This is a genomic window from Georgenia thermotolerans (assembly GCF_009193185.1).
Lineage (GTDB): Bacteria > Actinomycetota > Actinomycetes > Actinomycetales > Actinomycetaceae > Georgenia > Georgenia thermotolerans.
The window spans coordinates 45,115-72,113 of the sequence record NZ_VUKF01000017.1 but is presented as its reverse complement, the minus strand read 5'-3'; the positions used below and the strand labels follow the sequence as shown (position 1 = coordinate 72,113).

The window sequence follows — 26,999 nt, the reverse complement described above, 5'->3', positions numbered from 1 at the left end:
CGGGACCGAACCGCAGAGCACAGGCATGACCGCCGGGGCCACTGCGGGTCCGGGCGGCGGGTCACAATGGCCGGCACAAGGGAAGGGCTGCGGCGGTGAATGCTTGGGCCTGCTGACCCCAGAGGCGGCGGGTCTCGCAGGAGGCCTGGATCGCTGCCTGCTCCACGGCTGCGACCGCGTGCTCGAGCTCCTCGGGATCGGAGGCGGTGACGGTGATGAGCGCGGTGGTACGCAGGATGCTGTGCCCTGCCGTCAGGTCTGCTTCCTGCTGGAGCACGTCGGCGTACGCGGCGGTCTGGCGGGCGTCTTCGATCTGGCCGAGGCGTGCTCGTTGGGCGGCGTCGGAGAGGTACTCGGTCTTCTTCTTGCGGATGTCACGGGCGGCGGCGTCGACGCGGACGGGCGTGAACCTCAGGGTGAACGTGCGCCGCACCCCTGCGGCCAGGAGTAGCGGGGCGAGGAAGCCGGGATACACGTGCGAGCGAGGCCACTCGGAGATCCATAGCACGGCGTGGTAGGCGGAGTCTGAGCGCAGCGATCCCCACGACTCGGTAACGGCGACCGGCCCTGCGGTGGCCAGGTCACGGCCGAGGGACCCGTGCCGTTCGAGGGCTGCGCCGACGCTCGGGTCGTAGGCGGCGCGGAGGATGAGGGCGAGGTCGCCGGGCTCGAGCATTCCGGACGGTGCGAGATTGGCAGCCCGCAGGGCAGCGGTGAGGTTGTCGACCTCCTGCCGGAGCACCGCGGCCGCCCCCCGCGTGCCGCCGCCTGCGGCGCGGACGGCTCGGCTGGCCGTGTCCAGGTCGAGGGCGAGCGAGATAGTGGTGGCGTGTCGTTCGCCGGCGGGGCCAGCGTTGTCAACGAGTTCACCGTAGGTGCGTGCGGCCCAGGATCCGTCGTCGTGACCATGGGACTGCCACCAGTCGGCCAGGGACTTACCTGAGTCGGGAAGTGTCCGCTCGAGCACCTGGACGCCGGCGAGGTGCCCGGACCTGCAAGCCGCGGCCAGGACCGTGCCCCAGCCCGTGACGCGCCGCTGCTGCTCAGCCGGATCGAGCAGCACGAACGCGGGGTGCGAAATGCCGAGGATCGCGGTGAGTGTGTTCGCGTGCGGGTCGTGCACGAACACCGCCCCGGTCGTGGCGTCGACCTGCTGCCGCAGACCGGCTGCGTCCCCAGGCAAGGCGAGTGTCCCGGCGGGGCGCGGCTTACCGATCCGCGCGCGGTACTGGAGCTGGTCGGTCGCCGCACGGCCTCCCCACCGGGTCCCGAGCGCCAGCCACTCGACCAGCGGCCGTCCGCCCACCCGTGTCCATGTGAGTGCGGCCCCGACAACGAGGAGCGGTAGGACGAAAGCAATGGCCGTTCCGCCCGACACGAACGCGACGGCGACCACGATGATTGTGGTGCCGACGACGGCCAGCTGCGGGCCGGACAGTCCCAGCAGGACGCCGCGCCGGGGGAGCCGGGAGAACTTCACCGGGGCCAGCTCGGGTTCGGGTGCCGTGGTCATCGAGACCCTCCGGGATGCGGTGTGGACTCTTGGGGGGAGTTCGGTCCGTGCTGGTGCTCGACGGCTCCTGCGACCGCGGCGCCGGCCCTGGGTCCGGCGGTGGCCGCCTTGTGCGCGATGGAGGCTCCCGCCACGGCGAGTCCTGCACCGGCCGCTGCAGCCCCCGCCCCGGCCGCCCCACCGCCAGCGCCCGCGCCGCCAGACGCTGCACGTGCGGCGCCCGCGCCTCCGGACGCCGTTGACGCGGGGGTGGGCGGTGTCGCCGTGGGCGCCGCGCCCTTACTGGGAGCCGGTGGGCGCCCACCGCCCCCCGATGTGCTGGCGCCTGGGCCGCCCATGTCGAGCACCTTGGCAGGCTTGCGGGCCAGGAGGGAGGTCGGGACCGGCAGGGGACGGTTGAGGGCGTGCTTGGCCTCTTGTTCGGCACTCATCGCGTGGTACATGTCGAAGCCCATAAAGTTGATGGCCTTGTAGGTCAGGTACGGGGCGAACCCGGCCACGAGCAGCAGCACCACGCCGGCGAGCGGGTCGGCCAGTGACTGCACGTCGGCGTCGATCGGTGACGCGACCTGAGCGGTGGCGAGCAGGAACACCACGACGATCACGAGCTTGGACACGATCAGCGCGACCACGAACGAGGCCCACCGGCCGACCCAGCCGCGTGTGGCGTCCCAGGTCGCTCCGGCCAGCGCGACGGGCGCGAACACGACGGCGATGAGCAGCAAGGCCTTGCGCACCAGCAACGAGAGCCACACGATGAACGCGGCCCCGGCGGTCAGGCCGCCGATGAACAGGGTGAGCAGGATCGCGACCCCCGGCCCGCCCGCGGTGGTCAGCAGCAGGGATGCGGTGAGCAGGTTGAGCCGGTCGCCCATCTCGCTCATGGTGGTGCCGGTCGCGTGCACGATCCCGATGCAGAGCCGGTCGGTGATCTCGAGGCAGGCGGCGACCAGCGCGAGCACGACGAACGACCCGAGAACAGACTTCGCCAGCCCGAGCGCTGCCCGGGACAGTGCGGCCGGTTCGCGGCGGACCATGCCGCCGATGACTTGCAGCAGGAAGAAGCCGAGCATCACGAACACCGCGATGCCGAACACGATTGCGTAGACCGACCGGAAGTGCCCGGTGGTCACGTCGACAAACGTGGTGGTCTCGAACAGGGCCCAGACGGACTCGATCAGGACGGCCGCCACTCCCGCGACGGCGGAAGCGAGCCACTCGAACCCGGCGGCCAGCGCGGTGGCCGCACCGTCGCCCGCCGCCGAGCAGATCGTGGTGATGCCCGGCAGGTCGCACACGCTCATCTCGCCCACGTCCCTTCCGCCCAGTCAGACGGCCTGGCCGACGTTCCAGAAGAAGTTGACGAGCGCGACCGACGCGCCGCACACGATGGCGGTGCCGAAGGCGACCAGGACGCCGGTCTTGCCGCGACCGGCGAGGTGGGGGTTCGAGGAGTGGGAGCCGAACGCCCAGACGACCGCGGAGATGATCAGGGCCAGGACGGCAAGGATCAGCCCGATGGTCATGCCGGCGCCGACGATGGTGCGCAGCTGCTCGATGCCGGGCAGGCCTGTGGAGTTCGGGGTCACCGAGATGCCCGCGTAGACGGCGGGGATGGTAAGGGTGGGCATGGTGCGTGCTCCTAACTCGGGGCGGGTCAGAGGGTGGAGCCGGTGTGCACGAGCCAGTTGGTCCATGCGAGGGCCCCGCCGATCAGGGCGGCACCGCCGAGGGCGACCAGGACGCCGGCCCTGGCTCGCGCGGCGGAGTGCCAGGCACCGGACAAGGAGGCGATCGCCCACGTGAGCGCGCAGACTATGAGCATCCCGACGGCGGCGATCAGCCCGATCGTCAGCAGCGCGCCGATGATTTGGCTGAGCTGGTCGCTGGCCGCGACGGCGTCGAAGTCTGGTCTGACGGTCTGGGCTCGGGTCATGGGGTTACCTCCGTTGTCGGGCATGTCGGCGCGGCGGCGCGTGCGAGCGCCGGCTGGGTCCGCTCGGCTGCGCCGGTGAGCCAGGGTTCGGGATCGAAGGGCGAGCCTGCGTCCCCGCCCGGGTGGACCTGGAAGTGCAGGTGTGGTCCGGTGGAGTTGCCGGTCGAGCCGACGTCGCCGATGTGCTGTCCGGCGGCGACATGGTCTCCGACCGCGACGTGGGTGCCGCCGTCGCGCAGGTGTCGGTATGCGGTGACCGCCGGGGTGCCGTTGATGGTGTGCGCGATCTGGATGGAGTTGGCGCCTCCGGCCGTGCGGCCAGTGAAGACCACGCGGCCGTCTGCGACGGCGAGGATCGGGGTCCCAGACGCGGCGGCGTAGTCGACACCCGCATGGAGTTCGTAGACGCCGGTGACGGGGTTGACCCGCATCCCGAACCCGGAAGTCCGCTGCCACGTCCCGGCTGGGAGCGGGAACACGACCCGGGCGGTGGCCGGCGGCGCCGGGGCAGGCATGTCCGCGGGGACTGCGGATCCCGCCCTTGCGCTGGTCTGGGTGAGGGCGTCGAGGATTGCGACGGCGACCGGCTCGAAGGCGGCGTATCGATCTGGATAAGCAGACACCTCGACGGCCTGCGCCGCAGCACCTTTGGGCAGCTGCTCCCAACCTCGGACGTCGAGCAACCCGCGCGGGCTGCCGTTGTTGGGGCCGGTCGGACCGCCGTAGAACGCCGTGGCCTGATAGGTCGGGTCCATCAGCTCGCCCACCGAGCCCCACCCGGCGGCCGGCCGCATCTGGAACAGGCCGAGGGAGTCGTGGTCGGAACCGTCCCCGTCGTGCGGGAACGTGGCCGATGCGGAGTAAGCGGTGGTGTTGGCGAGCATGCGCAGTCGCGACTCAGTGAGCGCCGCCATGAGCGCCACCAGGATCCCGTCGCGGCCGACGCCCTCGGTGCGCGCCCCGATCGTGATGATCGTGGCCGCGTGAGTGAGCTGGACCCGGTTGAGGCGCACCAGTTGGCCGTCGGCGGCGCGCGCGACCAGCCCGTCGGGCACCTGCACAACCGCCGGCCCTGTGGGGCACCAGGTCCCGGCCGTGCGGCCGAGGACCAGCACGAGACCGGCCAGGACGGCGCTGGGGCCGATGAGGACCGCGACAAGGCCGACGACGATCGGAATGCGATGCATGAGTCCCGCCTCCATCACCGCAGCGGCCTGTCGAGCTGCGACAGGCGCAATAGCCGGCAGTCGGGATAGCTTGGAGCACACACCATGAACACCGTCATGGCGACCTCGTGTGTGCTGGAGATAGGGCGGGAGTCCCAGACCTCTGACCGGTGCCGGACGCCGCTCACCGTCAGCGCGGTCGTGCCCGGGGCGAACGATCCCTCCGGGGCATGTGCCACGACCTCGCCCCACCGCGCGGGGACGGCGACGTCGGCGACGTCCAGCCACTGCCGGGTGGCGTATTGGCGTAGGTGCTCCCACGCTGCCGCGGAGGGCAGGTAGCCGCTGAGGTCGGCAACCAGGCCCGGGGTCTCGACGCCAGTGGGGTCGGCGACCTCGATCACCGGGACCATGTAGTCGCCCGGAGCCAGTCCGCTGGTCGTGTCCCAAGCGAAGACCATCTTGGCGACTGATCGGGCGAACGCGCGCGGGTCGGCCGTTGCCGGGACGATCGCGATGTCCTCAACGCCAATCGCGGGGGTGCGGTCGGACGCCGTGGGGGCTGCGGCGGTGGGTGACGGGGGAGGAGTCGTCGTGCCCGCGGGTGCCGTTGTGTCTTGGTGCGTGACTGCGAACCCGTAGACCGTCGTCGCGACGACCGCGACCCCCAGAACGACGAGCAGCACGACGGGGATCCGCCGCCGGGTGCGTGCGCTAGGCCTGGTGACCATGACTGTCCCTACGCCGTGCTCGAGGCGGTGGCTTTGCGGGCTGCGACGACGTCGTCGATGAACCTGGCAGAGTCGGCGAGCACGCGCAGCACCATCGCCACCTCGTCGTCGCTCAGCGCATCGGCAACCTGGTGGACGTCGTAGTGGGCGGTCCACCCGTCCAGCTCCCGCCACGCCAGGACCAGGGCCTTGGGGCTGCGCAGCACCTTCTGTTGGGGCCGGGCCGCGGTGGAGACCAGCTCGATGCGGCGTGCTCGCTCTGACTTGGCCTTCTCAAGCGCCTGGCGGGAGAGCTCGGCGATCTCGTCCGGTGTGGGTGGGATCGGCGGTGTGACTGGCGCAACGGGGTGCTGTGCCGCCTGATCTCCGGCCCGGATGGTGTTCATCACGCGGAGGTAGGCGGGTGCGACTGGCCCGCCGGCGTCGATGTCGTCGAGCGCGGCCTCAGCCAGGCGACGGATATGTAGTGGGCGGTCCTCGTCCTCCATGACGGCACGGATCTTGAGGATCCGCTCGAGCCGCTGCGAGGAGTCCTCTCCGGTGACCATGGTGGCTGCCTGGGTCGCGGTCTTGGTCTCGTGCCTGCCTGGGCTGTCCGGTGGGCGTGAGTCACGCCCACCGTTCACTTCCCCGACGTCGCTGTCGCCTCCGAAGCGCGAGGCTTCCTGCCGCCGTCGCGCATCCTCCGCTAGGTGCTCTTTCAGCTCCCGGTACAACGTCGCGGCCTCCAGCGGGGACAGGGGTTTGCGCAGCGCGTTCTCGTCCTGTTGGGCCAGCAGCGAGGTGAGGGTGTCGGAGATGTTGGAGCGCACCCACACCCTCGTCGTGCGCCACCTGAGCTTGCGGATTGCTTCCAGGCGTCGTCGCCCACACACGAGCAACCCGGACGGGGTGACGGTGATCGGCTGCAGCAGTCCGAGCCGGGTGATCGAATCCATCAGTGGCTGGAGGTCACCAAGGTCCTGACGATGCCGAATCCCGACCTGGATGACCTCCACGAGCATCTCGCGGGTGAGAAAGTCCTTCTCAGGCATGGGATGCCTCCAGGTAGCCCGGGGCGGTGTCCACGAGAGCGCGCATGAGGCGGGCGTCGGCAGTGAGTTCCTCAAGTGGGCATCCGGCGGCCAGGCGCAGCAGCAGTCCGCGGCCCGCCGCAGTCCATTCCAGATCGGGGTTTGGATTGCCCAGCACCGCCGACAACAGCGCGGTCCAGCGGCGCTGGTCCAGGTCGAGCAGGACGGCGGTCTGGTGGTCGTGACGGAGGTACTCGTGCGCACGTCGCCGGGAGCCGGTCTCCGCCAGACGAGAGCAGACATGGCCGATCGCCGTACGGGCCAGGTCCCGTGGCCAGCCCGCGGTGACGAATAGCTCGACGGCGGCCCTGGACGCTCCCAGCAGCTCGAGAAGCTCCGCGTCGAGCTCGGGAAACACGTTCTCCGCCGGGCTGTGAAGGGCCGGGTGGTACACGGCCATGCCGTGCTCAGCGAACCGCTGCGCGTCATGCAGCTCGGACCTCATGAGGTGCCGAGCCCGGGAGACCTCGCACAACAGCCCATGCGCGCGGTCCTCCGCCATGAGGGTGACCTTGACCGCCCGCGTGACTACGCCCCACGGGTCGGTGGCCCAGCGGGTGGCCGGGGCGAGCATCGCCTCGAATGCCGCCGCGGCGGCGTCCAGCGGTTCCGCGCGGTACTTGCGGGCCAGCGGTCGATAGCGGTCCATGCAATGCCGCATGAGCTCGGCCGCCTCGTCGTCGTGCCGCCAGGCTCCGCGTCCGGCCCGGTGCAGCCGGAGCAGGAGGGTGCGCAGTCCCTCGGCGGTGACGAACGCGTGCTGCTGGGTGTTGGTCGACGCGGCGGTCATGACAACGTCAGCCCTTCGGTGGTCTGTGTTGGCGGTGTCGTCGGAGCCGGCGCGGTGTCAAGCTTGCGTCGTTCCTTTCGTGCGGCCAGCGTGCGGCGCACGGTGTCAGGGGCGTGGAACGGGGCGCGAGCCGTTGCGCGCGCCATGGCGACCTGGAGGTCGAGCCCGCGTCCGATGCCCCACCCGAGTGCGTGGTTCGCAGCGGTGGGTAGCTCGGACGGGTGGACCCATTCGACCCGGGTGCGGCCGGGTACTGCCGCGGCGATTTGCTCCGGCGTCCTGCCGTGTTCTTCAGCTCCCGGTCGTGACGGGTCGTCGTGCACGGCCATCGCCGGCGGGATGGACGCACCCTGCGGTGTCGCAATTGCTGGCGGATTCGGGGCAGCCGGTTCCGCGTCGAAGGGGTCGTGGGCGCTCATAACGTCACCGTCTCGGGTGGGAAAGGACGGCGGCCCTCGCCGCCCGTCGGTTGGGTGATGAGCGGAGAGGTGTGCTTGAACGCCGACTTGATCGTGGCGGCGATCTCCCGCTCGCCGAGTCCGGCCTGCAGTGCGGCCGGGCCGAGCAGTCCAGAGGTGGAGGCGTGGTCATGGCCCTCCTCGACCATCCGGCACGCGGCCCAGAACAGAGCGTCGTTCCGGCCGCCCTCTGGCTGCGCAGCGAGCCATGAGGCGAGCCGTTCCGGTGGCCGGGTGCCCACGGGTGCGGACCGGGCGGGACTTGGCGGCCGGGGCGGCTCGAGGAATGACCGCAAGGCACCGGCGTCGACCGGACGCGGTGCCTGCTGCGCGACGGCGGCAAGCACGTACAGGCGCGCGGTGCCGTCGACGAACACACGCGACGGTGGGGCGATGACGTACCCGCCGTCGCCGCGGAAGTCCACGTGAGTGCCCGGCGAAGCCCACGAGCGCTGCTCGGTCCCCCCTGGGTGCGGGTAGTAGGCATGTAGCCCGCCGGACGGGGTGCGTACCATCCACGCCCACCCGGTCGCTAACTGGGCGCTGAGCGCTCGCCTGAAGGCACGGAAGCCGGAGCCCGAGGCCTTGGCGTCGACGTCTACGACGTCAACGCCGGACACTGTCCCGGTCGGCAGGCCGAGGTTCGCGTCGGGCCAGCGCCGCCACCACACGGCCACCTGTCCGGCGTCCGGTGAAGCATCGAGAAACCCGCGCCGCGTCAGCGGCTGCTTGGCGCCCGAGACGCACGGGAACACGGGAACGCCTGCGCGTGCCAGGTCGAGTGCAGCGGACGCCGGCGATGGCGCACGGGCGGCGACGACCATCGCCTCTGGGGCCCAGTGTGCGGGGGCGATCTGGCTGTCCATGCCCTCACGCTGGCGAAGACCTGTACCTCATTCCGTCCCCCCAGACCGCGTCCCCCCAGCGTCCCCTTCGAGGGGGCGCAGCATCTATGCACGTCAAGGACGTCCCCCAAGTCGGCCGGGAGCGAGGGATGTCGCGGGCGGGAGGTGAGAGCTTCCCCGGAACGCTATGAGCAGGGGCATGGCAGCTGCGATCAGCGGGAGCCCTCTCAAGCCGGTTGCAGGCAGTCCTGGCATCTCCCAAGACAGGCCGTGTCAGCGTCGCCGTCACCCGGGGTTGGCCGCCGCGCTGGACTACATGCGCGACGGCATGGACACCCTCGTGGTGTGGAAGCTCGACCGGCCCGGCCGGTCCACCAAGGACATCCTCCACGGTCGCGGACAAGCTCAGTGACCGCGGGATCGGCCTGCGACGTAGGGCGCAGCGGTGTGCTGCGTCCGACGATGCGCAGCTGGCCCCCGATGATCAGGCCGGCGACGATCGCTCGGGGGCGCTCCAGCGGGCCCATGACGGCGGCACAGATGACGTCGATGGTCTCGCGGTGCTTGACCTTGAGCCAGGCGTGGCTGCCGCCGAGGTAGGGCTGAGCTGCGCCTTCGGCGATGAGGCCCTCGATTCCCGCAACGGCCTCGTTGAACCACTGCGGGGTCGGTGGTGGTGGGGGAGAGGCCAGTGGTGGCTTCCAACCAGCGGCGAGCTGCTCGAGCTCCTCGCGGCGCCGGGTGAAGGCTAGGTCGCGGGCGTCCGTGCCGGCGACGGCGGGGACGTCGAAGGCGACGTAAGGCGGCGGGCTGGCGGCGCGCCACCTGGGTCACGGCGCGGCCTGAGGTGGCGAGCCGCTCACAGTTCGTCTGCAGAAGCGGCCGGGCGGGTCCACGAATAGTTCCACGTTCCACGTGCACGCCCCGCGCCCGACCGCGCGGGGCGCGACCCCTGCGGGTCAGTGAGTTGCCAGTGTCCCGGCCCTGGACGACGCGAACGCCGCGTACTCCTCGAGCAGCGCCGCATCGTCGACGGCGCCGAGGTCGACGACGTCGGCCAGGGCAGCCGCCTGGATGAGCCGCTTGACGGGGACCTCGAGCTTTTTGCCGGTCTTGGTGTGCGGGATGGCCCGCATCACCACGATCTCGTCCGGCAGGTACCGCGCCGAGAGGTTCGCACGGATCGCGCGTTCGATGGCGGCCTTGGCCGCCTCCTCGGTGACGCCGTCGGGAATCGCCACGAAGAGCGGCAGGTAGTAACCCTCCGCGCCGATCTCCGCACCGACGACCATTGCCTCGGTGACCTCCGGCAGCGCCTCGACGACGGCGTAGATGTCCGCGGACCCGAGCCTGATGCCGTTGCGGTTCAGCGTCGAGTCCGAGCGGCCGAGGATGAGGATGCCCTTCTCGGAGATCTCGATGAAGTCGCCGTGCCGCCACACGCCGGGGAACGTCTCGAAGTAGCTGCCGTGGTATCGCGATCCATCGGTGTCGCCCCACAGGTACAGCGGCATTGACGGCATCGGTACCGTGACGACGAGCTCGCCCTTGCCGGTGGTCGGCTGCCCGGACTCGTCCCAGGACTCAACCCGGGCGCCGAGCGCCGGCGCCTGGATGTACCCAACCCGCACCGGTTCGGTCGGCGCGCCGCCCACGAAGCAGCCGGCGATGTCGGTGCCGCCGCTCATCGAGACCAGCCACACGTCGCCGACGTTGCCGTAGATCCAGCGGAACCCGTCCGCGGAGAGGGGCGAACCGGTCACCTGGATCTCGCGCAGCGCCTGCAGGTCGTGGTCGCGCTGCGGCACCAGGTCGGACTTGGCACAGGCATGGACGAACCCGGCCCCTAGGCCGAGCACCGCGGCGCGCGTCTGCGCCGCGACCTCCCAGACGCGATCGAGCGAGGGGAAGGTCGGGTTCCCATCGACGAGGACCGGCGTGGCGCCGACCCCCATCGCGCTGATGAGCGAGTTCCACACGACCCAGCTCGTGGAGGCGACGGAGAAGAACCGGTCGCCGGCACGCAGATCGCCCCCGAGCAGGAGCATCTTGAGCTCCTCGAGCAGGGCGCCGCCGTGGCCGTGGACGATGCCCTTCGGAACGCCGGTCGTGCCCGAGGAGAACAGCACCCACAGCGGGTGGCTGAACTCCACGTCGACGAACTCCGGCTCCACCGGCTCCGCGACGACGTCCTCCCACGCGACGCCCGGGACCGCCGTGCTCGGCATCGGGATCGAGGGGGAGTGCCTCGTCACCCAGACGACCTCCTCGACGGTGGGCAGCTGCTGCAGGATCTCGTCGAGTTCCGCCCGCCGGTCGCGGTCCTTTCCGGCCAGCCGGTAGCCCGGGGCTGCTAGTACGGCCTTCGGTTCGAGCTGCGCGAAGCGCGAGACGATGGCACCGGGGCCGAACTCCGGTGAGCACACCGACCACACCGCCCCGAGCGACGCCGCGGCGAGAAGCCCGACGACGGCCTCAGGGACGTTTGGCAGGACCGCGACCACCCGGTCGCCCGCACCGACGCCGAGCGAGCGGAGGTGGGCCGCGAGGGCACCCACCTGCGTCCGCAGCTCGTCGAAGGAGATCTCGTCCGTGGTGCCGTCCTCGGACACCGCAATCATCGCCGTGCCGTCGCGGCCCGCAAGCATGTGCCGGGCGAAGTTGAGTGTGCGGCCCGGGAACCATCGGGTCGCCGGCATCGGCTCGCCGTTGCGGGCCGGGCCGGGCTCGCCGCCGAGCTGAACGCCCGCAAACTCCATAAAGGATGTCCAGAACGCGTCCGGGTCCTCCACGCTCCACTCCCACAGCGCCTGGTAGCCCTCGGCGAGCGGGACGCCACGGGCGCGGACGAACGCGGCGAACCGCTCGGTTTGGGTGTCGGCGAGCGTGGCCGGGTCGGGCCGCCAGATGATCTCGCCGTCCGCGGCCGCAAGGTCGACGATCACGCCGGCTCCGGCGTCTTGGCGCCTGACCGCCGCGCGGCGATCTGGGCGGGGCTGATCGGGTCGGTCCCGTAGAGCACGAACATCATGCGGGCGACCTTGTCGGTGCGGTTCGACCATGCGTGAGCGGTGGCACGTTGGATCGCGACGTCCCCGGCGCGCAGCGTCACCTCGCCCTCGTCGACGAGGAGAGTGATCTCCCCCTCGAGGACGACGGCGTAGTCGATCGACTCCGTGCGGTGGAACCAGAAGTGCTTGCCGTCGCTGTGCTCGCTGCCGGCCTCGCGCTCCTCCTGGCCCTGGATCTCCTCGAAGACGGCGTCGCCGGCGTTCTGCGGGTAGGCCGCGTCCGGCGGGAAGTCCGCGATCCGCACGATGGTCTCGCCCACGGCGGGGAAGTTGAACTGCCGGCCGGCGGGTGCGGCGTCCTCGTCGGTCACATGGTCGACGGTGCCTGAGGGCGTGAACCACGCGACGGTGGCGCCGAAGCCCGGAATCGTCTCGGAGCTGAAGGAGTTGGGGGCGTCGGCGTCGTCGAACAGGATGACGGCACGGCCGGCGTCGTCATGACCGGTCACAACGCGGCGGACAGGCTTGCGCGAAGTCATGATCAGTCCTCCTCGAAGGGGAACGGCTGCGGGGTGGGCCACCAGCCGGGCTCTTCCTTCTCCGTGGCGATCGGGCTGCGCAGCACGCCGACCTTCTCGAGCTCGAGCTCAAGGACGTCACCGGGCTGGAGGAACTTCTGCAGCTCGGCGCCGGCGCCGAACGCCATCGTCCCGGAGCCGATGAGGTCACCCGGCTGAAGGCCGTCGAACTGGGACACGTACGAGACCGTCTCCTCCGGCGTCCAGATGAAGTCCTCAACCTTGGTGTCGGACCAAATCTCTCCGTTGACGCGCACCTGGCCGGTGAGGCCGATGATCGAGTCGATCTCGTCCAGCGTGACGATCCACGGGCCGATGCCGTAGGCGAAGTCCTTCGAGTGCTGGGCGCCCATGCCGATCGGGTTCTCGAGGACCTGGACGTCGCGCAGCGACCAGTCGTTGAAGATCGTGATGCCAAAGACGTGGTCGAACGCCTCCTCCGGCGCGAGGTTCCGCCCCGGCTTGCCGATGACGTAGCCGATCTCGAGCTCGTAGTCGAGCTTTTCAGTGATGCTCGGGTAGGGGATCGTCTCGTTCGTGCCGTAGAGGGTCGCCGTCGAGCCCTTGAAGAAGCCCGGCCGCTCGTACACGGCGCGCGTCGGCTTCGACTTCATGACATTGCCGAAGAAGTTCTTGATGTGGCCGTTGAACGTCAGGCTGTCGCGCAGCACCGGCGGCTTGATCGCCGCACGGAAGTCCGCGTCCCCGAGCGGGAGCGATGCATCGTCGGCCGCGTCCAGCGCCTTGTGCGCGGCCTCGAGGAAGAAGTCTCCGCTCGATACGCCCTGGGTCAGGTCACGGAAGGTCGCGTGGGCGAGGTGGCGCGAGCCCTCGACGGTGGCGCCGCCCTTCTGCAGCGCGAGCGCGTAGGCCTTCTTCAGGTCAATGACCCGGTCATGCTCCGGCTCGGCCGCGACTACGCGGATCTCCTCACCGTCAGGACCGCTGACGGCGATGCGTCCCAGCTTCATTGGTGGACCCTCCTTGGGTTGTTCAGCCTCGTCCATACGATACGCGCAGTATCGAATGACCTGCGCGACGCGCTGAGCTGAGCGTCGCGCCCGCGCCTCCTCGGGTGCGCGGTGACAGCATACGAGACGGATAGTATCGAATGGAAGCGTGTGCTTGCGGGAGGCGTTTGCGCGAGGCGGCCCCGGACTGACCGCGTGCGCGACACGGCCGGTCGCTCGTACGCGGGGATCGCTGAATGCCACGCGAGGGAGCCGTGAGGCTCACGCCCCACGGCTCCCTCGCAGTTGCTGCGCTATGTCACATGAAGGCGTGTGCCCCACCGTCGACGACGATGTTCGTGCCCGTCACCCATGCCGCCTCGTCGGAGGCGAGGTAGAGACCGGCGTACGCGACGGCGATCGGATCGCCGGGCTTGCCGGTGATCGTCCGCTCGACGATGGGCGCTACGGGGGCGTTCTCGCCGAGCGCCTCGTACATCGCGAGGATGGGAGGCGTGCCCATGACCCCCGGGCTCACCGAGTTCACACGGATCCCGTGGGCGACGCCCTCCGCGGCGAGCTGCCGGGTCAGCGCCAGCACCGCTCCCTTCGCGGCGGAGTGCGCCGCTTGGGGGAGCGCGCGGGCGCCCTGGATGCCGGCGACGGAGCCGATGTTGACGATCGCGCCGCCCACCTTCGCCAGGTGCGGCCACGCGAGATGGCAGGCGCGCCAGACAAGGTGCAGCTCGTTGTCGATCGTGAAGAGGTAGTCCTCGTCGCTCTGCGCCGCGAAGGGAGCGAAGCGGGGCATGCTGGCGTTGTTGTAGAGCACGTCGATCCTGCCGTGCTTCTCCGCGGCCTCGGCGACCCAGCGCTCGACGTCCTCCCGGCGGCCCAAATCCACGGGGACGCTCGAGTCGATGGCGCCGCCGGCGGCCTCGACGAGGCGGACCGTCTCGGCCGCACCCTCCGCGTTGAGGTCGCACCCGACCACCATCGCGCCCTCGCTGGCGAAGAGCTGAGCGGTGACGCGCCCCATCCCGCCCCCGATGCCGGTGAGCAGCACGACCTTTCCCGCAAGTCGACCCTGTGCCATGACTCTTGGTTTTCCTTCCACTTCGTCCGCGATGACGAGGGCATCGAATCACCGGCGGTACCTGCCGCCGTCCCGTCGTGCAGGGCCTGCACGACTCTGTGCACGGGCTGCACGACCGGCCACGAGGGCCGAGCGGCCCGCGTACAACGGGCAGCACCACTCCCACTTCAACGAAGAGATCGAGGAGAACGATGACTGACGTCACCCAGTCCACCCGACCGGTCCCGCCCGGCGTTACCGAGGCCGAGCTCGACCGTGCGTTCGCGGCGTTCTCCGCGGCGATCGGTGCCGAGAAGGTGGCCACCGATGCCGAGTCGCTGCAGGACTTTCAGGACCCGTACCAGGTGCCCGGCATGGCCACGAATGTGCCGTCCGGCGTCGTCAGCCCCACGTCCGTCGAGGACGTGCAGGCGATCGTGCGGATCGCGAACGAGCACCGTGTCCCGCTGTGGCCGATCGGCCGGGGCAAGAACAACGGCTACGGCGGTGCCGCGCCGCAGGTGCGCGGTTCGGTGATGCTGTCGTTCAAGAACATGAACAAGGTGCTCGAGATCAATGACGAGCTCGGCTACGCGATCGTCGAGCCGGGCGTGAGCTGGTTCGACCTGCACGATGCGATCAAGGCCGGCGGCCACGACCTCGTCGCCTCCATCGTCGACATCGGCTGGGGCGGCGTCGTGTCCAACACTCTCGAGCACGGCCTCACCTACATGCCCTATTCCATCGACCAGGCGTCGCACTGCGGCTTCGAGGTGGTGCTTCCCGACGGCGACCTCCTCCGCACGGGCTCGGGCGCGATGGACAACAACCCGACCTGGCCGCTGTACAAGCGCGGCCTCGGTCCGACGTCGACCGAGCTGTTCATGCAGTCCAACTACGGCATCGTCACGAAGATGGGCTACTGGCTGATGCCCAAGCCCGAGATCTACATGCCGCTGTGGCTGCGCCTGTGGGACGACACGCAGCTGCCCGCCGTGATCGACGCGCTGCGCGAGCTCATGCTCGCCGGCACGATCGACATGCGCCCGCAGCTGTCGAACACCCTCATCATGGCGTCGATGCTGACCACCCGCGCCGAGTGGTACGACGGCCCCGGCCCCATGCCCGAGGAGGTCATCGACAAGATCGCCAAGGAGCTCGGGCTCGGGCGCTGGATGATGCGGTTCGCGCTGTATGGCGACGAGGCCGTGGTGGACCACAACTACGCCAAGCTCAGGGAGCGCTTCCTGCGGATCCCCGGCGTCGACCTGACGGGTGAGAAGCACGGCGCCGACGAGTGGGAGAACCTCCCCAACCCGCACGAACGGGTCCAGATCGGTGTTCCCAGCCTCGACCTCTACAAGATGGCCTCGTGGTCCGGTGGCGACGAGGGCGGCCACGTCGACTTCTCTCCGGTGATCCCGCTCACGGCTCAGCACGCGCAGGCCGCGCAGAAGCTGATGAGCGAGATGTGCGCCGAGGCCGGGCTCGACTACCTGGGCGGCATGCTCCCGATCAACGCCCGGGCGACCACGTTCATCAACGTCATCCCCTTCGACACCAAGAACCCGGAGCAGGTGGAGAAGGCGTACTCGGCGGCGAAGACGATGGTCGCCAAGGCGGGCAAGATGGGCTACGGCGAGTACCGGGCACACCTGTCGTTCATGGACCTTGCCGCCCACCAGTTCGGGTTCAACAACCACGCTCAGCGCAGGTTCAACGAGGCGATCAAGGACACCCTCGACCCGAACGGGATCATCGCCCCCGGCAAGTCGGGCATCTGGGGCACCCGGCTGCGCCAGGAAGGTTTCCCGATCGTGGATGAGCGTTTCCCGCTCGACTAAGACGAGCCGCGCCAAGAGGCCCTTGCCCCTTCAGTGGGGCAAGGGCCTCGTGCCGTAACGGCGGGCTGGCCCTATGCGCCGGCGCGCACGTCCCGCGGCGACCGGCCGTGGGCCCGCCGGAAAGCACGGCTGAAGCTGGCGGCGTCCCGGTAGCCCCAGCGTGAGGCGACGTGCGCGATCGACGACTCGCCCGACTCGCGCAGCTCCTGCGCGGCACGCTCCATGCGCTGCTCGCGGATCCAGGCGGACACGCCGGTGCCTGCCTCGGCGAACACCTTGTGCACGTAGCGGGTGGAGACGAAGTGTGCCCGGGCGATCTGCTCGGGACCGAGGCCAGGGTCGTGAAGGTTCTCGAGCGCGTAGCGGCGCATCCGCGTCAGGAACGCCTCTGTGCGCGCGCCCCGGTCCTGCGAGAGCTCCTCGGCGTCGTCGTCACCGCAGAGCATGCGGAGCATCGTGCCGAGCATGTCCGACAGCCCCTCGCGCTCCTGCTCGGACAGGGTGCCGGCCTCAGCCGCCTGGGCGAACGCTGCCAGGAACGGCACCGCCATGCGGACCATCGGCCTGCGCCGCTGCGGCATCGGCGTGGCTGTCGCGCGGGCGATGTGGTCCGCCCCGGCGCCGAGGAACCACTTCGGGATGGAGAAGACGGCGACGTCGAGCCCGTCACGCGCCTCGAAGGCCGAGGGCCGTGAGGTGTCGTGGAATCCGATGTCGCCTGGCCCGAGCACCCAGGACCGCTCATCCTGCTCGATCCGGCACGCCCCGTGACGGAGCAGGTAGAGCAGGAGGTAGTCCGGGTCGGTCGCGGCGACCATCCGAGCCGTCCTCGTGATGCGGTGGGGAACGCCGCGGATGGAGTGCACCGCGATCGGGCCGACGTCACCGCCGGTGAGCCGGGCCGCGAACGGATGGTCGTCCGGGGGCTGGAGGGACGCCGGGAAGAAGTGCTCGGCGATGCCCGCCGACCAGTAGTCCGGGCGGTCCGACGGCGTGACCGTTCGAGTGTCGAGCAGGGTGCTCATCGTCCACACACCCCTGTGTCTGGTTCTGAGAGTGCCTTTAGGGGCGGGCCCGATCGTATCGGGCTCGCCCGGTGGTGGTGATGGTCGGTCCGGCTCAGAGCCGGTCACGCAGCCGCCGGCCGCGCCCGTAGGCGAGCACCACCAGGATGATCGCGATGCCGTAGAGGATGCGGGTGTCACCCTCGCCCAGGCCGAGCCCGGCGAGGATCGTCGTGAGGCCGGTCAGCGTCAGGGCTCCCAGCACGGTGCGCAGGAAGTCTCCCTGCGCGGTGCCGAGCGCCGTGCCACCCACGAGTACGGCCGCGAGCCCCGAGTAGAAGTAGGGGTCTCCGGTCGAGAGCGAGGCTCCGAAGGTGAACCCGGCGATCAGCATCCCGGTCAACCCGGTGCAGGCAGCCCCAAAGGCGAACGTGCCGATCCACACCCGCGCGGTGCGGACCCCGAGGCCCTCGGCGGCGCGCGGGTTGGCCCCCGTCGCGTAGAGGCGGCGCCCCGCGGGGGTGTGCGCGAGGAAGAGCCACGTGCCGACGACGGCGAGCACGGTCAGCGCCACCACGGGCGGGAAGGGCAACCCGAACGTCCGTCCCATGACGGCCGTCCAGCTGCCGAGGCTCGCGGGCGGCATGCCGAGGATGTTCGCCTTCGTGGCAATGAGCACCCCGCCGGTCAGCACGGCCGACATGCCGAGGGTGACCACCAGTGACTGCACCTTGAGGTAGTGGCAGATGGCGCCGCTGAGCGCGCCGGCCGCGCCGCAGACGGCGACGACGAACAGTGCGACCAGCCACAGCGGCCATCCGTGCGTGCCGCCGAGCACGACGGTCGCCACGGCTCCGACGGTGATGTATCCGGGGATGGCGAGATCGAGCCCGCCGATGATGATGACGAGCGTCTGCCCGAGCGAGGCGAGGGCCAGCAGACAAGCGATGACCGACATCGCCTTGAGGGAGGAGGGGGAGGCGAAGCCGTCCATCTGAATCGTCCCCCAGGCGAAGACGGCCGCCAGGACGACGAGCTGCACCACGGGGAGGCGTCGCAGCACCGAGGTCCGCACCGAGGGTCTCACCGTCGTGGCTGGGGATGTCACTGTCGCAGTCATGGGTTCCACCTACCGCTTCCTCGTAGCCAGACCGGAGAGCACGACACCGGCAACCAGGAGCAGGCCGTAGACGAACTGGACGTAGCTCGTGGGCACGCCGGCGCCGGCCAAGAGTTCCTGGAGCAGGTAGATCGCCGACGCTCCCAGGACGGATCCCAACATCCCGCCGATCCCACCCAGGAGCGAGGTGCCCCCGAGGGAGACCGCGGCGAGCGCGACCAGGGAGTAGGTCGTGGCGAGCGACGGCGCCGAGGTCTGGATCACCGCCGTCAGGGCGATCCCGGCGATCGCCGCGAAGAGACCGGCAAGGGCGTAGGCGCCGATGCGGACCTTAGCGACCGGGACACCGGCGGAGAAGGCGGCGACGTCGTCGCCGCCGACGGACTTCAGCGTCGACACGTACCGCAGCCGCCACAGCACCAGCCAGACGACGAGCGCGGCCCCGATGGTGATGAGCGCGCCGGGGACCGGCCCGACCATGCCCGACAGCTTGCTCGTCCAGTTGCCCGTGGCGGGCACCGGGTTCGGCGAGATCTTCAGGGCGATGCCGCTGAGGACGAAGAACGTCGCCAGGGTCGCGATCACCGGCTGCAGCCGGCCGAACACGACGAGAACGCCGTTGAGGACACCGATCGCCACCCCGACGACCAGCACGATCGGCAAGGTCACCCAGATGGAGGTCCACCCGTTCGCGAAGAGCACGGCGGCCAGCAGGCAGTTGGTCAGCGTGGCGGTGGGGCCGACCGAGATGTCGATGCCGCCCCCGCCGGCGAGGATCGGCACGGTGGACGCGAGGGCCACCAGCACGAACGGCGCCAGCGTGCCCAGCAGGGTGGGCCAATAGCTCGGCTCCAGGATGGAGCGCTGCACCGTGGCGTTCGCGATCAGCAGCACCACCACCAGCCCGGCCGCGAATACCCAGGTGTGCCTCGTCGCGATCGCGGGGAGCCGCTTCCGGGCCACGCGGGTGCGCCTCGCCGTGCGCGTGCCGTCGTCCTTCACCGGAATCATGCGCGTGTCCTTCGTCAGGGTCATGGGACGACCGCCCCGAAGTAGGCGCTCACGATGGCCTCGCGGGTGATCTCGTCCCGGGACAGGTCGGCGCTGATCGTGCGGTCCTCGAACACGAGCACCCGATCGGCGAGGTTGACGAGCTCGTCGACCTCGGTCGACAGCAGCACCACCCCGAGGCCACGGCGGAGGAGGTCGTCGATGAGCGCGTAGATGTCGTTCTTGGCGTTCTGGTCGATCCCCCGCGTGGGGTCGTTGAGCAGCAGGACGGTGGGATCGTCGGCCAGGGCCCGGGAGATGATCACCTTTTGCTGGTTGCCTCCCGACAGCGTCGTGATCCCGTCGGTGGCGTGGCCCATCTTCAGCCGCAGGCGTTCGCCGTGGGCCCCGAGGCGGGCACGGGTGCGTCGCGGGCGGATGACGCCCGCGACGGTGTCGCGGGCGAGCGTGGGCAGGGCGAAGTTCTCGGCGATGCTGAGCTGCTCGAAGATGCCCTCGGCGCGCCGCTCTCGCGGCACGTAGGAGACCGGGCCGGCCGCCTGCGCGGTGCGCAGCGACTTCAGGAACTCGTCCTGGCCCTGACCCTCGAGCCCGGCCAGCCCGACGACCTCGCCGGCGTGGAGCGTGAACAGCGGGGTCTCGAGCACGACGTCAGAGCTCACGCATCCGGTCCGGCGCCCGGAGGCCTTGGTCGTCCCCGACATCAGGTGGACGAGCTCGTCCGCGGTGGTCGAACCTGCATCCAGTCGGGCGGTGACGGTCTCGCCTGACCGCATGACGGTGAACACGTCCGAGATGGCGAACACCTCGTCCATGCGGTGCGAGATGAACAGCACGCTCGTCCCCGCCGCGCTGAGCTCACGCACCATGTCGAAGAGGCGGTCGCGGGTTGCCACGTCGAGCGCCGAGGTCGATTCGTCCAGGATCAGCAGACGAGGCTCGCTCACGAGTGAACGGGCGATACAGGCGGCCTGCCGCTCCGAGAGCGACAGGCTCTCGATGGGAGCGTCGACGTCGACCGGCGCGCCCACGAGCGTTTCGAGCAGGTGTGCCGCACGCGCTCGTCGCTCGGCCTTCCCCACGTGCGAGACCTTGGTTCCCAGCCACACGTTCTCGGCGATCGTCTGCCCGGGCACCGTGAGGACCTCTTGGAACACGGTCGCGACGCCGAGGGCGCGGGCCTGTGCCGGCGATTGCACGGCGCCTGCTGGGCGGCCGTCGATCAGCAGCTCGCCCTCGTCCGGGCGGTGCACTCCCGACAGCAGCTTCACGAGGGTTGACTTGCCCGACCCGTTCTCTCCCATGACGGTATGGACCTCGCCGGCGTGGACCTCGAGGTCCACGCCGGCGAGGGCGCGAGTCGCGCCGAAGGTCTTGGTGACGCCTCGGACTACGACCCGCGGCACCGTGACGTTCTCCGTCACTGGGCCGCTCGGTTGAAGAACTGGTCGAGGACGTCCGGCTCCATGAAGGTGTCGTCGGGGAACCACGCGTCGTCGCTGCCGTTAACGGTCCAGCCCTCCTGGTACACCTTGTCCAGGTTGGTGTTGTCAATGGGCTTGAGCTCGGTGAGGATCGTGCTGACCTTGGGCCCGTCACCGCTGAGGGTGCGCAGCGCGACATCGGCGGCCACCCGGCCGATCGCCTCGTCGGGGACCGAGCCTCCGAACTCCTTGTAGGTGTCCTGGTTCTCGTAGGCGTAGGCGATGCTGCCCTGGGTGGAGCCGAGGTCGGCGATCGCGGGCACCGGGCGGCCGAGCTGCTCGAACGCCTGGATGACGCCGGGGGTCATGACGCCCGCCTGGAACACGGCGGCGATCTCGCCCGGGTGCGTCGACAGGAACTGCAGCACGGCCGCCTGGGTGGCGGCGGTGGAGAAGTTGCCGGTCACCTCGCCGGCCTGCTTGATGTCGGGGCACAGCGCGAGCACGGACTCGAAGGCGGCGAACGCGTTGGTGTCGCTGGTGATGCCCGGAATTCCGTGCACCATGAGGGCGTCACCCTTGCCACCGATGCTCGCGGCGACGTTGGCGCTGATCTTCGCGGCGGCGAGCCAGTCGTTCTGGCTGATGCCGATCGCGGACTTCGTCGGCACGGGCAGCCACGGGGTGACCGTCGGGATGCCCGCCTCGGCGGCTGCCTCGATGGGCTCGATGAACGGTTCGGCCGCCAGCGGCATGAGGATGATCAGGTCCGGCTTCTGCGCCACGGCCTGGTTGAACTGCTGCAGCTGGCCCGGGACGTCGGTGGGGTCCTTGGGGGCGAGGTCGGCGACCACGTTGACGTTGCCGGACGCCTCCAGGGTGTCCATGAGGCCCTTGTGCGTGTTGCTCACGAAGGTGTTCATCGGTGGCTGCCAGAGCACGGCGACGTCCCACGGGCCGTCGTCACTGGGCTTCCAGTCCGCCCACGCACTGGCCTGCACCGGCTGGGGGAAACCGTTGTAGGAGGCCTGCAGCTCGGCCGGCAGTGCGGCGACGACCCCGTCGGGGTCCTGAGGGGCGATCTCCGGCACGCTTCCGCACTGCCCCTCGGCGGCAGGGGCGGCGGAAGCCGCAGGGGACGTGCTTCCGGCTCCCGACGGTGCTGGCTCCGCGGTGCCGCCGCTGCATGCGGCGAGGGTGAGCGAAAGGGCGAGGACGCCGGCGCCGGCGCCGAGCGCACGCAGGCGCTGAGTTCGACATGACTTCATTGACATGTGCTCCGTTCAGAGGGTGAGCATACGATACGCACCGTACCGCGTCGTACGAGACGCACCGTACTGGTTTGTGCCGGGGGATGTCTAGGGCCTCCATGGCTGGGATGCGACGAGGGGTGACGTCTTAGCCCTGACAGCGCGGGCGACGCCCGCCGTGAGGGCCGTCTGTCTCTGCGCGTGATGTCCCACTGACGCCCCAGGCACCGCGCCAAGACAAGAGTTGAGGCGGGCCCGCACCAGAAGGTACGGGCCCGCCTCGGCTCTGTGGTGTGTCAGTGCAAGGTGACAGGCTCCGTGATGAGCGCTGCTGAGAACGCCGGGTCGGTGAACCGCAGCTCGTCAGGTGCGACAACCTGCTTGTAATAGTCGCACGAGAACTCGGCGGTGAGCGCCTCGGGGGACTCGAACGTGATCGCCCCGACGCCGTCGTACCGCGTTCGTGCGAACCGTGCCGGAGGTGCGATCGGAGCCGGTGTGTTCTCGAGGCTGACGAGCCGGTCCTTCGTCTCCGGGCCACCAAGTGCGAGCTGGGCGTGCTGACTGGTCCAATGGTCGGCGAAGTCGGCAAATCGCATTCGCCGCAGGGCGACCGGCAGGACGAGGAGACGGACCGGTGCCGCGTCGACCGCGAGCTCGCGCTCCCAGATCAGCTCCGGGGCGCCGCCGATCGCCGCCGGCGGTTCGGCGAGGAGCTCGAGGTGGTCCGGGAGCCAGCGGTCCGCGAACTGTCGAGAGACCACCCAGTCGGCGGCGTCGTTCTTCCGCTCCCACCAGGTCTCGATGGCGGCATCGAACGGTGCTGCCTGCGCGGCCTTGATCGGGGAGGCGCCGGCGAGTGGCCGGTCGAAGGTGTGCCCCACCATCCCGGCGGCCCGGAGCGGATGCTTCTCCTCGAGGTTCAGCCAGGCGTCCGTGAAGTCCTCCGGGGCCAGCCCGTCACGCGCCTTGAGGAGGATCGTGAGCTTGTAGGCGATGCCGGTCACGTCAGCGCTTCCGCTTCGTTGCCAGGCGCGCGGCCTTGTCCGCCAGCCCCATCAGCACGGGGTTGCCCGCCGCCCAGACGGCCAGGTTCTGCCCCAGGTTCGCCTGCTTGGCGTGCGGGTCCTCGCGACCCATCTCCGGATTCTTGTGGCAGTGCACCGGGACGTTGAGCATGAGCCGGCGCATGCAGGAGTTGGCCTGGTCGCACCACACGATCTCCGACTCCCGACCCTCGACGACCTTGGTGGGGTAGTCGGGGTCGGCGAGCAGCTGCCGCGCGAGCATCGTCGCGTCGGCGTGCCCGGCTGCGATGGCCGTGGCGGCCTGCTGCGGGTCCGGTGTGCTGGACAGGAACAGCCGGACGCCGTCCCCGACGGCCTTGCGGAACGCCTGCGGCTCGCCGTGGGCGAGCATGTTGCCCGACGGCGTGGGCAGGTTCTCGCGAAGCGACTCGTAGTTGCCGTCGCTGAGCGCGATGTAGTCGACGCCGCCGGGCACGATGTGGGCGGCCACCTCGGCCCACCCTTCCGGCCCCTGGCCGCCGGGCATGTGGTCGTTCACGCTCATGCGAACGCCGATCGGGAAGTCGGGGCCGACCTCGGCCCGGACCGCGGCGACGGCGTCACGCAGGGCACGTGCCCGGTTCTCGGCGGAGCCGCCGTACTCGTCGGTCCGCTGGTTCGCCAGCGGCGAGAGGAACGACGAGTAGAAGTAGCACATGTGCGCGCCGATCTCGAGGCCGTCGAAGCCGGCGGCCTTGGCGCGTCGGGCCGCGGCGACGACGTCGGCCTCGATCCCCTTGATCTCTGCGACCGTGGCCTCGTGCGGCGGCGGGGTGATGCGGCCGCCGGGGACGTAGACGTGGTCGGGCAGCCCGGCCACGCCCAGGTTGACCGGCTTCGGGCTGGCTGCCGAGATCTGGTGGCCGTCCCGGGGAACGCCCATCCTGCCGAAACTGGGGAAGAGCTGGGCGAAGACCGGCGTGTCGTACTCGTGCACCGCGTCCGTGAGGCGCTTGAGGTCGGCGACGAACTCGTCCTTGTCGAAGCGAAGGTTGGGGGAGAACGGCGACTCCCGCCAGGCACGTTCCGTCGCCACCGAGCCGCCGACGATGATGAGCCCGACGCCACCGGCGGCGCGGCGCTTGAAGAACGCGATCGTCTGGGCGCTCGGGCGGCCGTCCTCCGTGGGGCGCAGCACCGACATCGGCCCGAGGACGATGCGGTTCTTGATCGGCAGCTTGTTGATCGTGAACTCGGAACCGAGCACCTCGCGGGCGCTACGGGCAGTGGTCACATCCATTCCTTCTCCTCGTTGAGTGTGGCCCGTGGGTGCCGGGCATTAAGACAAGAAATACGATACGGGACGGACCGTATTTGTGGTGCTCGGGCTGGTGCCAATGAGGCGTCGAGGATGCCGTCGAGTCCGGCGTATCCCAGGGGCAGGAGGTCGAGTTGGGCGCGCAGCGCCTCGACGAGCGAGAGGCCGGCGGCGTCGACCGCGATCGAGCGCGGGCGGGTACGCCACGCGTCAGCAGCCGAGCGTCCCGGGAACCCGTGGCGCTCGAGAAGGGCAATGCCGTCGGCGACGGTCATCGACTCGGTCGCCATGACCGCCGCGCGGAGCACCTCGAGGTACGCGCGGAGCTCGGCCGTCTCGTGCGGCGAACGCCGCGCTCGGACAACGACGCCCTGACCTGGCAGCGCGGGGAACGCCTCGTTGGCCGACGCGAGTCGAACCATCCCCGCCTGGTCCGCGAGCGCGTCGAGCGGGGGGCCGAGGAGCGTCGCGTCGGCGCGGCCGCCGAGGAGCGCGTCGAAGCGCTCCTTGACGCCGCCGGTCTCGACGTACCTCGCGCTGACACCTGCGCGCGCCAGGAGGGTGCGGGCGACGATCGCGAAGCCGTTGGTGAGCGCGTCGACGGCGAAGGTGGCGCCGTCGAGGTCGGCGAGGGTGCGGTGGTCGGGGCTGGCGTACACGCTCAGCACGGTGGTCTGCTCGACCTGCGCGACGATCCTCAGGTCCGCCCCGAGGTGGTTCCACACGAAGACGTTGTCCATCGCGGTCACCGCGACGTCGACGGTGTCCGACCGGAGCCCGGCGAGCTGCTCGGCGCTGGAGCGTGTCGGCCGCGACTCGATGTCGAGGCCGGCGGCGGCGAGCAGGCCGAGCTCCTCCGCGACGAGCAGGGGGACCGGTGGGACGAAGAAGAGCTGGCGGATCGTCACGCCGACACCGTGTCCGGGCGGGATGCCTGCCACGGCGGCAGGACCCCGCTCGGCCCGCGAACAACGTTCCGCTGCCGGCCCAGGCCGGTGATCGTCGACTCCATGACGTCGCCGTGGCGCAGGAACCGCTTCCAGTGGGAGCCGTTGCCGGCGGGCGAGCCGGTGATCAGCAGGTCGCCGGGCTGCAGGATCGCCACCGATGATGCGTAGGAGATCAGGCTCGGGACGTCGAACGCCAGGCCCGCCGTCGTCGCGTCCTGCATCAGCTGGCCGTTGAGCCGGAGCTGGATGCGCAGGTCGGCCGGGTCGGGGACGAACCGCGCCGGGACCAGGACGGGACCGGTCGGGAAGAAGGTCGGCTGGTTCTTGGCACGGAACCAGTCCGTGCCGATCTTCGCCATGTCGTCGCGCGGGACGAGCGTGCGGGCCGTGAGGTCGTTGACGATCGTGTAGCCCGCCACGTGGTCGAGGGCGTCCTCGACGGCGACACGGTGTGCGGTCCGGCCGATGACAACGCCGAGCTCGAGCTCCCAGTCGACGTCCGCGCCGACATCGGGCAGCTGCACGTCGTCGTAGGCCCCGCTCACGGCGGACGGTATCCCGGTCCAGACGTACGGGTCACCGGTGCGGATCCGGGCGTCGATCTCCGCGGCCGCGTCCTCGCGAAGCTCGGCGGCCGAGGCGCCGTCCCTGCCCAGCTTGTGCGCGACGCTCATCTCGATGATGTGGTCGCGGTAGTTCGCCCCGGCGGCCAGGATCGGTCCGACCGGCTGCACCGGGGGCAGCACCCGCAGCCGCCCGGCGGCGCCGAGCGCCTCGAGCGGCTGCGGGGCGCCCGTTGGTGCGGCGAGGTAGGCCGCGAGCCGGTCGAGGTGCGCCTCCCAGTCGGAGAACAGCTCCGAGGTGACGGAGACCGCGGGCAGCGCGGATCGCAGGTCGTGGAGCTCGTCGCCCTGAACCAGGCCCGGGACCACGGCACCATCGAGCACGAAGGTACCGATCGCGAACCGCGTCATCGCCATGCCTCTCTCCTCGTGCCTTGGAATCAGACCGGCGGTGCGACGAAGAGGCCGGTGTCCGGGTCGTTGAACATCTCCTTGGTGATGAACTCGTCCATGTCGCCGCCGGTGCCCCACTGGTCGGAGGTCTCCGGCTCCTGCACGTCGAAGATGTGCGGGTGCCAGCTGTCCTCGTCGATGGTCTCGAGCTCGGTGGTCATCTCCATCGTGTTCCCGTTGGGGTCGATGAAGTACGTGAACGTGTTGTCACCGGCGGCATGCCGCCCGGGGCCCCAGATCTTCCGGTAGCCGGCGCGGATCATGCGCCCGCTGCCGCGCATGTACTCGTCGAGGCCGCGCAGCTCGAACGAGGCGTGCTGCAGGGAGGCGTGCGGACCGCGGGCGATGGCCATCGAGTGGTGCTGGGAGTTGCAGCGCATGAAGTAGAACAGGTCGCCGACGTGCGGGTGGTTGAGCGTGTCGGAGAGGCGGAAGCCGAGGTGCTTCTCGTACCAGGCTCGCATCGTCTCCGGCGCGTTCGAGTTCAGCACGACGTGCGAGAGCCGGACCGGGATCGCCTCGCGTTCCTCGATCTTGCGGTGCTGGCGCACCTCGACGTCGGTCGAGACCTCTATGGTGCGGCCCTCGAGGTCGAAGAAACGGAAGCCGTACCCGCCGCCCAGGGTCTTGAGGTCGGTGGGCTCGGAGACCAGCTGGACGCCGGCGCGGCCGAGGTCCTGGGCGAGCGTGTCGACGGCCTGCCGGTCGGCGGCGCCGAAGGCGACGAGGTCGAGGCGCTTGTCGGCAGACCGGCGCACGCGCGTCACGTACTGCTCCGGGGACCCCTCGGCCGCGAAGTAGACGACGTCGCCGTCGTCGTGCTGGACGGTCAGGCCCCAGTGGTTCTTGTAGAACTCGACCTGCTTCTCGAAATCAGGCACCGCGATGTCGAAGTGCCGGATGTGGGTGATCGGGCTGAAAGCCATGGC

25 protein-coding genes are annotated in these 26,999 nt (G+C 70.1%); 2 read left to right on the top strand and 23 right to left on the bottom strand.

Translation table 11 applies throughout. The features are described from left to right. Positions 1-61: 61 nt before the first annotated feature. From GD970_RS09920 to GD970_RS09880, 9 genes are all read right to left on the bottom strand, one after another. Positions 62-1,513, bottom strand: coding sequence for an SCO6880 family protein (locus GD970_RS09920; protein WP_152202727.1), 1,452 nt, complete (start codon positions 1,511-1,513; stop codon positions 62-64). After that, positions 1,510-2,817 (bottom strand): type IV secretion system protein, encoded by a 1,308-nt coding sequence (locus GD970_RS21605; RefSeq protein WP_226925265.1) that lies wholly within the window; start codon positions 2,815-2,817, stop codon positions 1,510-1,512. The genes GD970_RS09920 and GD970_RS21605 overlap by 4 nt, the downstream gene beginning before the upstream one ends. 24 nt (positions 2,818-2,841) lie before the next feature. Then, entirely contained in the window at positions 2,842-3,144 is a 303-nt protein-coding gene (locus GD970_RS09910) for a DUF6112 family protein (protein WP_152202726.1), read from the bottom strand. Positions 3,145-3,170: 26 nt separating this feature from the next. Beyond that, positions 3,171-3,449 carry a DUF6112 family protein gene (locus GD970_RS09905; RefSeq protein WP_193314914.1) on the bottom strand — a complete coding sequence of 93 codons (279 nt, stop codon included), beginning with the start codon at positions 3,447-3,449 and terminating at the stop codon, positions 3,171-3,173. After that, positions 3,446-4,717: a M23 family metallopeptidase gene (locus GD970_RS09900; protein ID WP_226925262.1), complete on the bottom strand. Its 1,272-nt coding sequence runs from the start codon at positions 4,715-4,717 to the stop codon at positions 3,446-3,448. Before GD970_RS09900 ends, GD970_RS09905 begins: the two co-directional genes overlap by 4 nt. Continuing rightward, positions 4,651-5,301 carry a hypothetical protein gene (locus GD970_RS09895; protein WP_152202725.1) on the bottom strand — a complete coding sequence of 217 codons (651 nt, stop codon included), beginning with the start codon at positions 5,299-5,301 and terminating at the stop codon, positions 4,651-4,653. Before GD970_RS09895 ends, GD970_RS09900 begins: the two co-directional genes overlap by 67 nt. A 53-nt stretch (positions 5,302-5,354) precedes the next feature. Further along, positions 5,355-6,380: a ParB N-terminal domain-containing protein gene (locus tag GD970_RS09890; RefSeq protein ID WP_152202724.1), complete on the bottom strand. Its 1,026-nt coding sequence runs from the start codon at positions 6,378-6,380 to the stop codon at positions 5,355-5,357. Next, the gene (locus GD970_RS09885; protein ID WP_152202723.1) at positions 6,373-7,209 is read right to left on the bottom strand and encodes a serine/arginine repetitive matrix protein 2; all 837 of its coding nucleotides are present in this window, start codon (positions 7,207-7,209) and stop codon (positions 6,373-6,375) included. The genes GD970_RS09890 and GD970_RS09885 overlap by 8 nt, the downstream gene beginning before the upstream one ends. Before the next feature lie 415 nt (positions 7,210-7,624). Next, positions 7,625-8,533: a bifunctional DNA primase/polymerase gene (locus tag GD970_RS09880; RefSeq protein WP_152202722.1), complete on the bottom strand. Its 909-nt coding sequence runs from the start codon at positions 8,531-8,533 to the stop codon at positions 7,625-7,627. 274 nt (positions 8,534-8,807) lie between these two features. On the opposite strand from GD970_RS09880, the gene GD970_RS22210 reads away from it, so the two are divergent. Further along, positions 8,808-8,924, top strand: coding sequence for a recombinase family protein (locus tag GD970_RS22210; RefSeq protein WP_282958493.1), 117 nt, complete (start codon positions 8,808-8,810; stop codon positions 8,922-8,924). Positions 8,925-9,471: 547 nt separating this feature from the next. Here GD970_RS22210 and GD970_RS09870 read toward each other — a convergent pair. From GD970_RS09870 to GD970_RS09855, 4 genes are all read right to left on the bottom strand, one after another. Further along, complete coding sequence (locus GD970_RS09870; protein WP_170297196.1) at positions 9,472-11,457, bottom strand: acetoacetate--CoA ligase; 1,986 nt, start codon at positions 11,455-11,457, stop codon at positions 9,472-9,474. Continuing rightward, complete coding sequence (locus GD970_RS09865) at positions 11,454-12,062, bottom strand: cupin domain-containing protein (RefSeq protein ID WP_152202719.1); 609 nt, start codon at positions 12,060-12,062, stop codon at positions 11,454-11,456. The genes GD970_RS09870 and GD970_RS09865 overlap by 4 nt, the downstream gene beginning before the upstream one ends. A gap of 2 nt (positions 12,063-12,064) precedes the next feature. Continuing rightward, entirely contained in the window at positions 12,065-13,072 is a 1,008-nt protein-coding gene (locus GD970_RS09860) for a fumarylacetoacetate hydrolase family protein (RefSeq protein ID WP_170297208.1), read from the bottom strand. Between the two features lie 298 nt (positions 13,073-13,370). Further along, complete coding sequence (locus GD970_RS09855; protein WP_152202717.1) at positions 13,371-14,147, bottom strand: SDR family NAD(P)-dependent oxidoreductase; 777 nt, start codon at positions 14,145-14,147, stop codon at positions 13,371-13,373. A 191-nt stretch (positions 14,148-14,338) separates the two neighbouring features. On the opposite strand from GD970_RS09855, the gene GD970_RS09850 reads away from it, so the two are divergent. Next, complete coding sequence (locus GD970_RS09850; RefSeq protein WP_152202716.1) at positions 14,339-15,970, top strand: FAD-binding oxidoreductase; 1,632 nt, start codon at positions 14,339-14,341, stop codon at positions 15,968-15,970. A gap of 71 nt (positions 15,971-16,041) precedes the next feature. Here the strand turns inward: GD970_RS09850 and GD970_RS09845 are convergent, their stop codons facing one another. From GD970_RS09845 to GD970_RS09800, 10 genes are all read right to left on the bottom strand, one after another. After that, the gene (locus tag GD970_RS09845) at positions 16,042-16,995 is read right to left on the bottom strand and encodes a helix-turn-helix domain-containing protein (RefSeq protein WP_152202715.1); all 954 of its coding nucleotides are present in this window, start codon (positions 16,993-16,995) and stop codon (positions 16,042-16,044) included. A 94-nt stretch (positions 16,996-17,089) separates the two neighbouring features. Then, positions 17,090-18,037: an ABC transporter permease gene (locus GD970_RS09840; protein ID WP_170297207.1), complete on the bottom strand. Its 948-nt coding sequence runs from the start codon at positions 18,035-18,037 to the stop codon at positions 17,090-17,092. Between the two features lie 66 nt (positions 18,038-18,103). Beyond that, on the bottom strand, positions 18,104-19,105 hold the full coding sequence (locus GD970_RS09835; RefSeq protein ID WP_170297206.1) for an ABC transporter permease: 1,002 nt from the start codon (positions 19,103-19,105) through the stop codon (positions 18,104-18,106). A 20-nt stretch (positions 19,106-19,125) separates the two neighbouring features. Then, positions 19,126-20,529 carry a sugar ABC transporter ATP-binding protein gene (locus tag GD970_RS09830; RefSeq protein WP_152202712.1) on the bottom strand — a complete coding sequence of 468 codons (1,404 nt, stop codon included), beginning with the start codon at positions 20,527-20,529 and terminating at the stop codon, positions 19,126-19,128. After that, positions 20,526-21,620 carry a substrate-binding domain-containing protein gene (locus GD970_RS09825; RefSeq protein ID WP_170297205.1) on the bottom strand — a complete coding sequence of 365 codons (1,095 nt, stop codon included), beginning with the start codon at positions 21,618-21,620 and terminating at the stop codon, positions 20,526-20,528. Before GD970_RS09825 ends, GD970_RS09830 begins: the two co-directional genes overlap by 4 nt. 455 nt (positions 21,621-22,075) lie before the next feature. Beyond that, positions 22,076-22,786: an EthD domain-containing protein gene (locus tag GD970_RS09820; RefSeq protein WP_152202710.1), complete on the bottom strand. Its 711-nt coding sequence runs from the start codon at positions 22,784-22,786 to the stop codon at positions 22,076-22,078. A gap of 1 nt (position 22,787) precedes the next feature. Beyond that, complete coding sequence (locus tag GD970_RS09815) at positions 22,788-24,080, bottom strand: oxidoreductase (RefSeq protein WP_170297204.1); 1,293 nt, start codon at positions 24,078-24,080, stop codon at positions 22,788-22,790. Then, positions 24,077-25,012, bottom strand: coding sequence for an ABC transporter substrate-binding protein (locus tag GD970_RS09810; protein ID WP_170297203.1), 936 nt, complete (start codon positions 25,010-25,012; stop codon positions 24,077-24,079). Before GD970_RS09810 ends, GD970_RS09815 begins: the two co-directional genes overlap by 4 nt. Next, complete coding sequence (locus tag GD970_RS09805) at positions 25,009-26,034, bottom strand: fumarylacetoacetate hydrolase family protein (protein ID WP_152202707.1); 1,026 nt, start codon at positions 26,032-26,034, stop codon at positions 25,009-25,011. Before GD970_RS09805 ends, GD970_RS09810 begins: the two co-directional genes overlap by 4 nt. A 23-nt stretch (positions 26,035-26,057) precedes the next feature. Next, on the bottom strand, positions 26,058-26,996 hold the full coding sequence (locus tag GD970_RS09800; protein ID WP_152202706.1) for a VOC family protein: 939 nt from the start codon (positions 26,994-26,996) through the stop codon (positions 26,058-26,060). Between the last annotated feature and the right edge of the window lie 3 nt (positions 26,997-26,999).

Coding starts and splice junctions, on each gene's coding strand:
- GD970_RS09845 (WP_152202715.1), bottom strand. CDS start 16,995: ATGAGCACCCTGCTCGACACTCGAACGGTCACGCCGTCGGACCGCCCG.
- GD970_RS09860 (WP_170297208.1), bottom strand. CDS start 13,072: ATGAAGCTGGGACGCATCGCCGTCAGCGGTCCTGACGGTGAGGAGATC.
- GD970_RS09800 (WP_152202706.1), bottom strand. CDS start 26,996: ATGGCTTTCAGCCCGATCACCCACATCCGGCACTTCGACATCGCGGTG.
- GD970_RS21605 (WP_226925265.1), bottom strand. CDS start 2,817: ATGAGCGTGTGCGACCTGCCGGGCATCACCACGATCTGCTCGGCGGCG.
- GD970_RS09835 (WP_170297206.1), bottom strand. CDS start 19,105: ATGATTCCGGTGAAGGACGACGGCACGCGCACGGCGAGGCGCACCCGC.
- GD970_RS09885 (WP_152202723.1), bottom strand. CDS start 7,209: ATGACCGCCGCGTCGACCAACACCCAGCAGCACGCGTTCGTCACCGCC.
- GD970_RS09850 (WP_152202716.1), top strand. CDS start 14,339: ATGACTGACGTCACCCAGTCCACCCGACCGGTCCCGCCCGGCGTTACC.
- GD970_RS09890 (WP_152202724.1), bottom strand. CDS start 6,380: ATGCCTGAGAAGGACTTTCTCACCCGCGAGATGCTCGTGGAGGTCATC.
- GD970_RS09905 (WP_193314914.1), bottom strand. CDS start 3,449: ATGACCCGAGCCCAGACCGTCAGACCAGACTTCGACGCCGTCGCGGCC.
- GD970_RS09865 (WP_152202719.1), bottom strand. CDS start 12,062: ATGACTTCGCGCAAGCCTGTCCGCCGCGTTGTGACCGGTCATGACGAC.
- GD970_RS09920 (WP_152202727.1), bottom strand. CDS start 1,513: ATGACCACGGCACCCGAACCCGAGCTGGCCCCGGTGAAGTTCTCCCGG.
- GD970_RS09855 (WP_152202717.1), bottom strand. CDS start 14,147: ATGGCACAGGGTCGACTTGCGGGAAAGGTCGTGCTGCTCACCGGCATC.
- GD970_RS09805 (WP_152202707.1), bottom strand. CDS start 26,034: ATGGCGATGACGCGGTTCGCGATCGGTACCTTCGTGCTCGATGGTGCC.
- GD970_RS09880 (WP_152202722.1), bottom strand. CDS start 8,533: ATGGACAGCCAGATCGCCCCCGCACACTGGGCCCCAGAGGCGATGGTC.
- GD970_RS09910 (WP_152202726.1), bottom strand. CDS start 3,144: ATGCCCACCCTTACCATCCCCGCCGTCTACGCGGGCATCTCGGTGACC.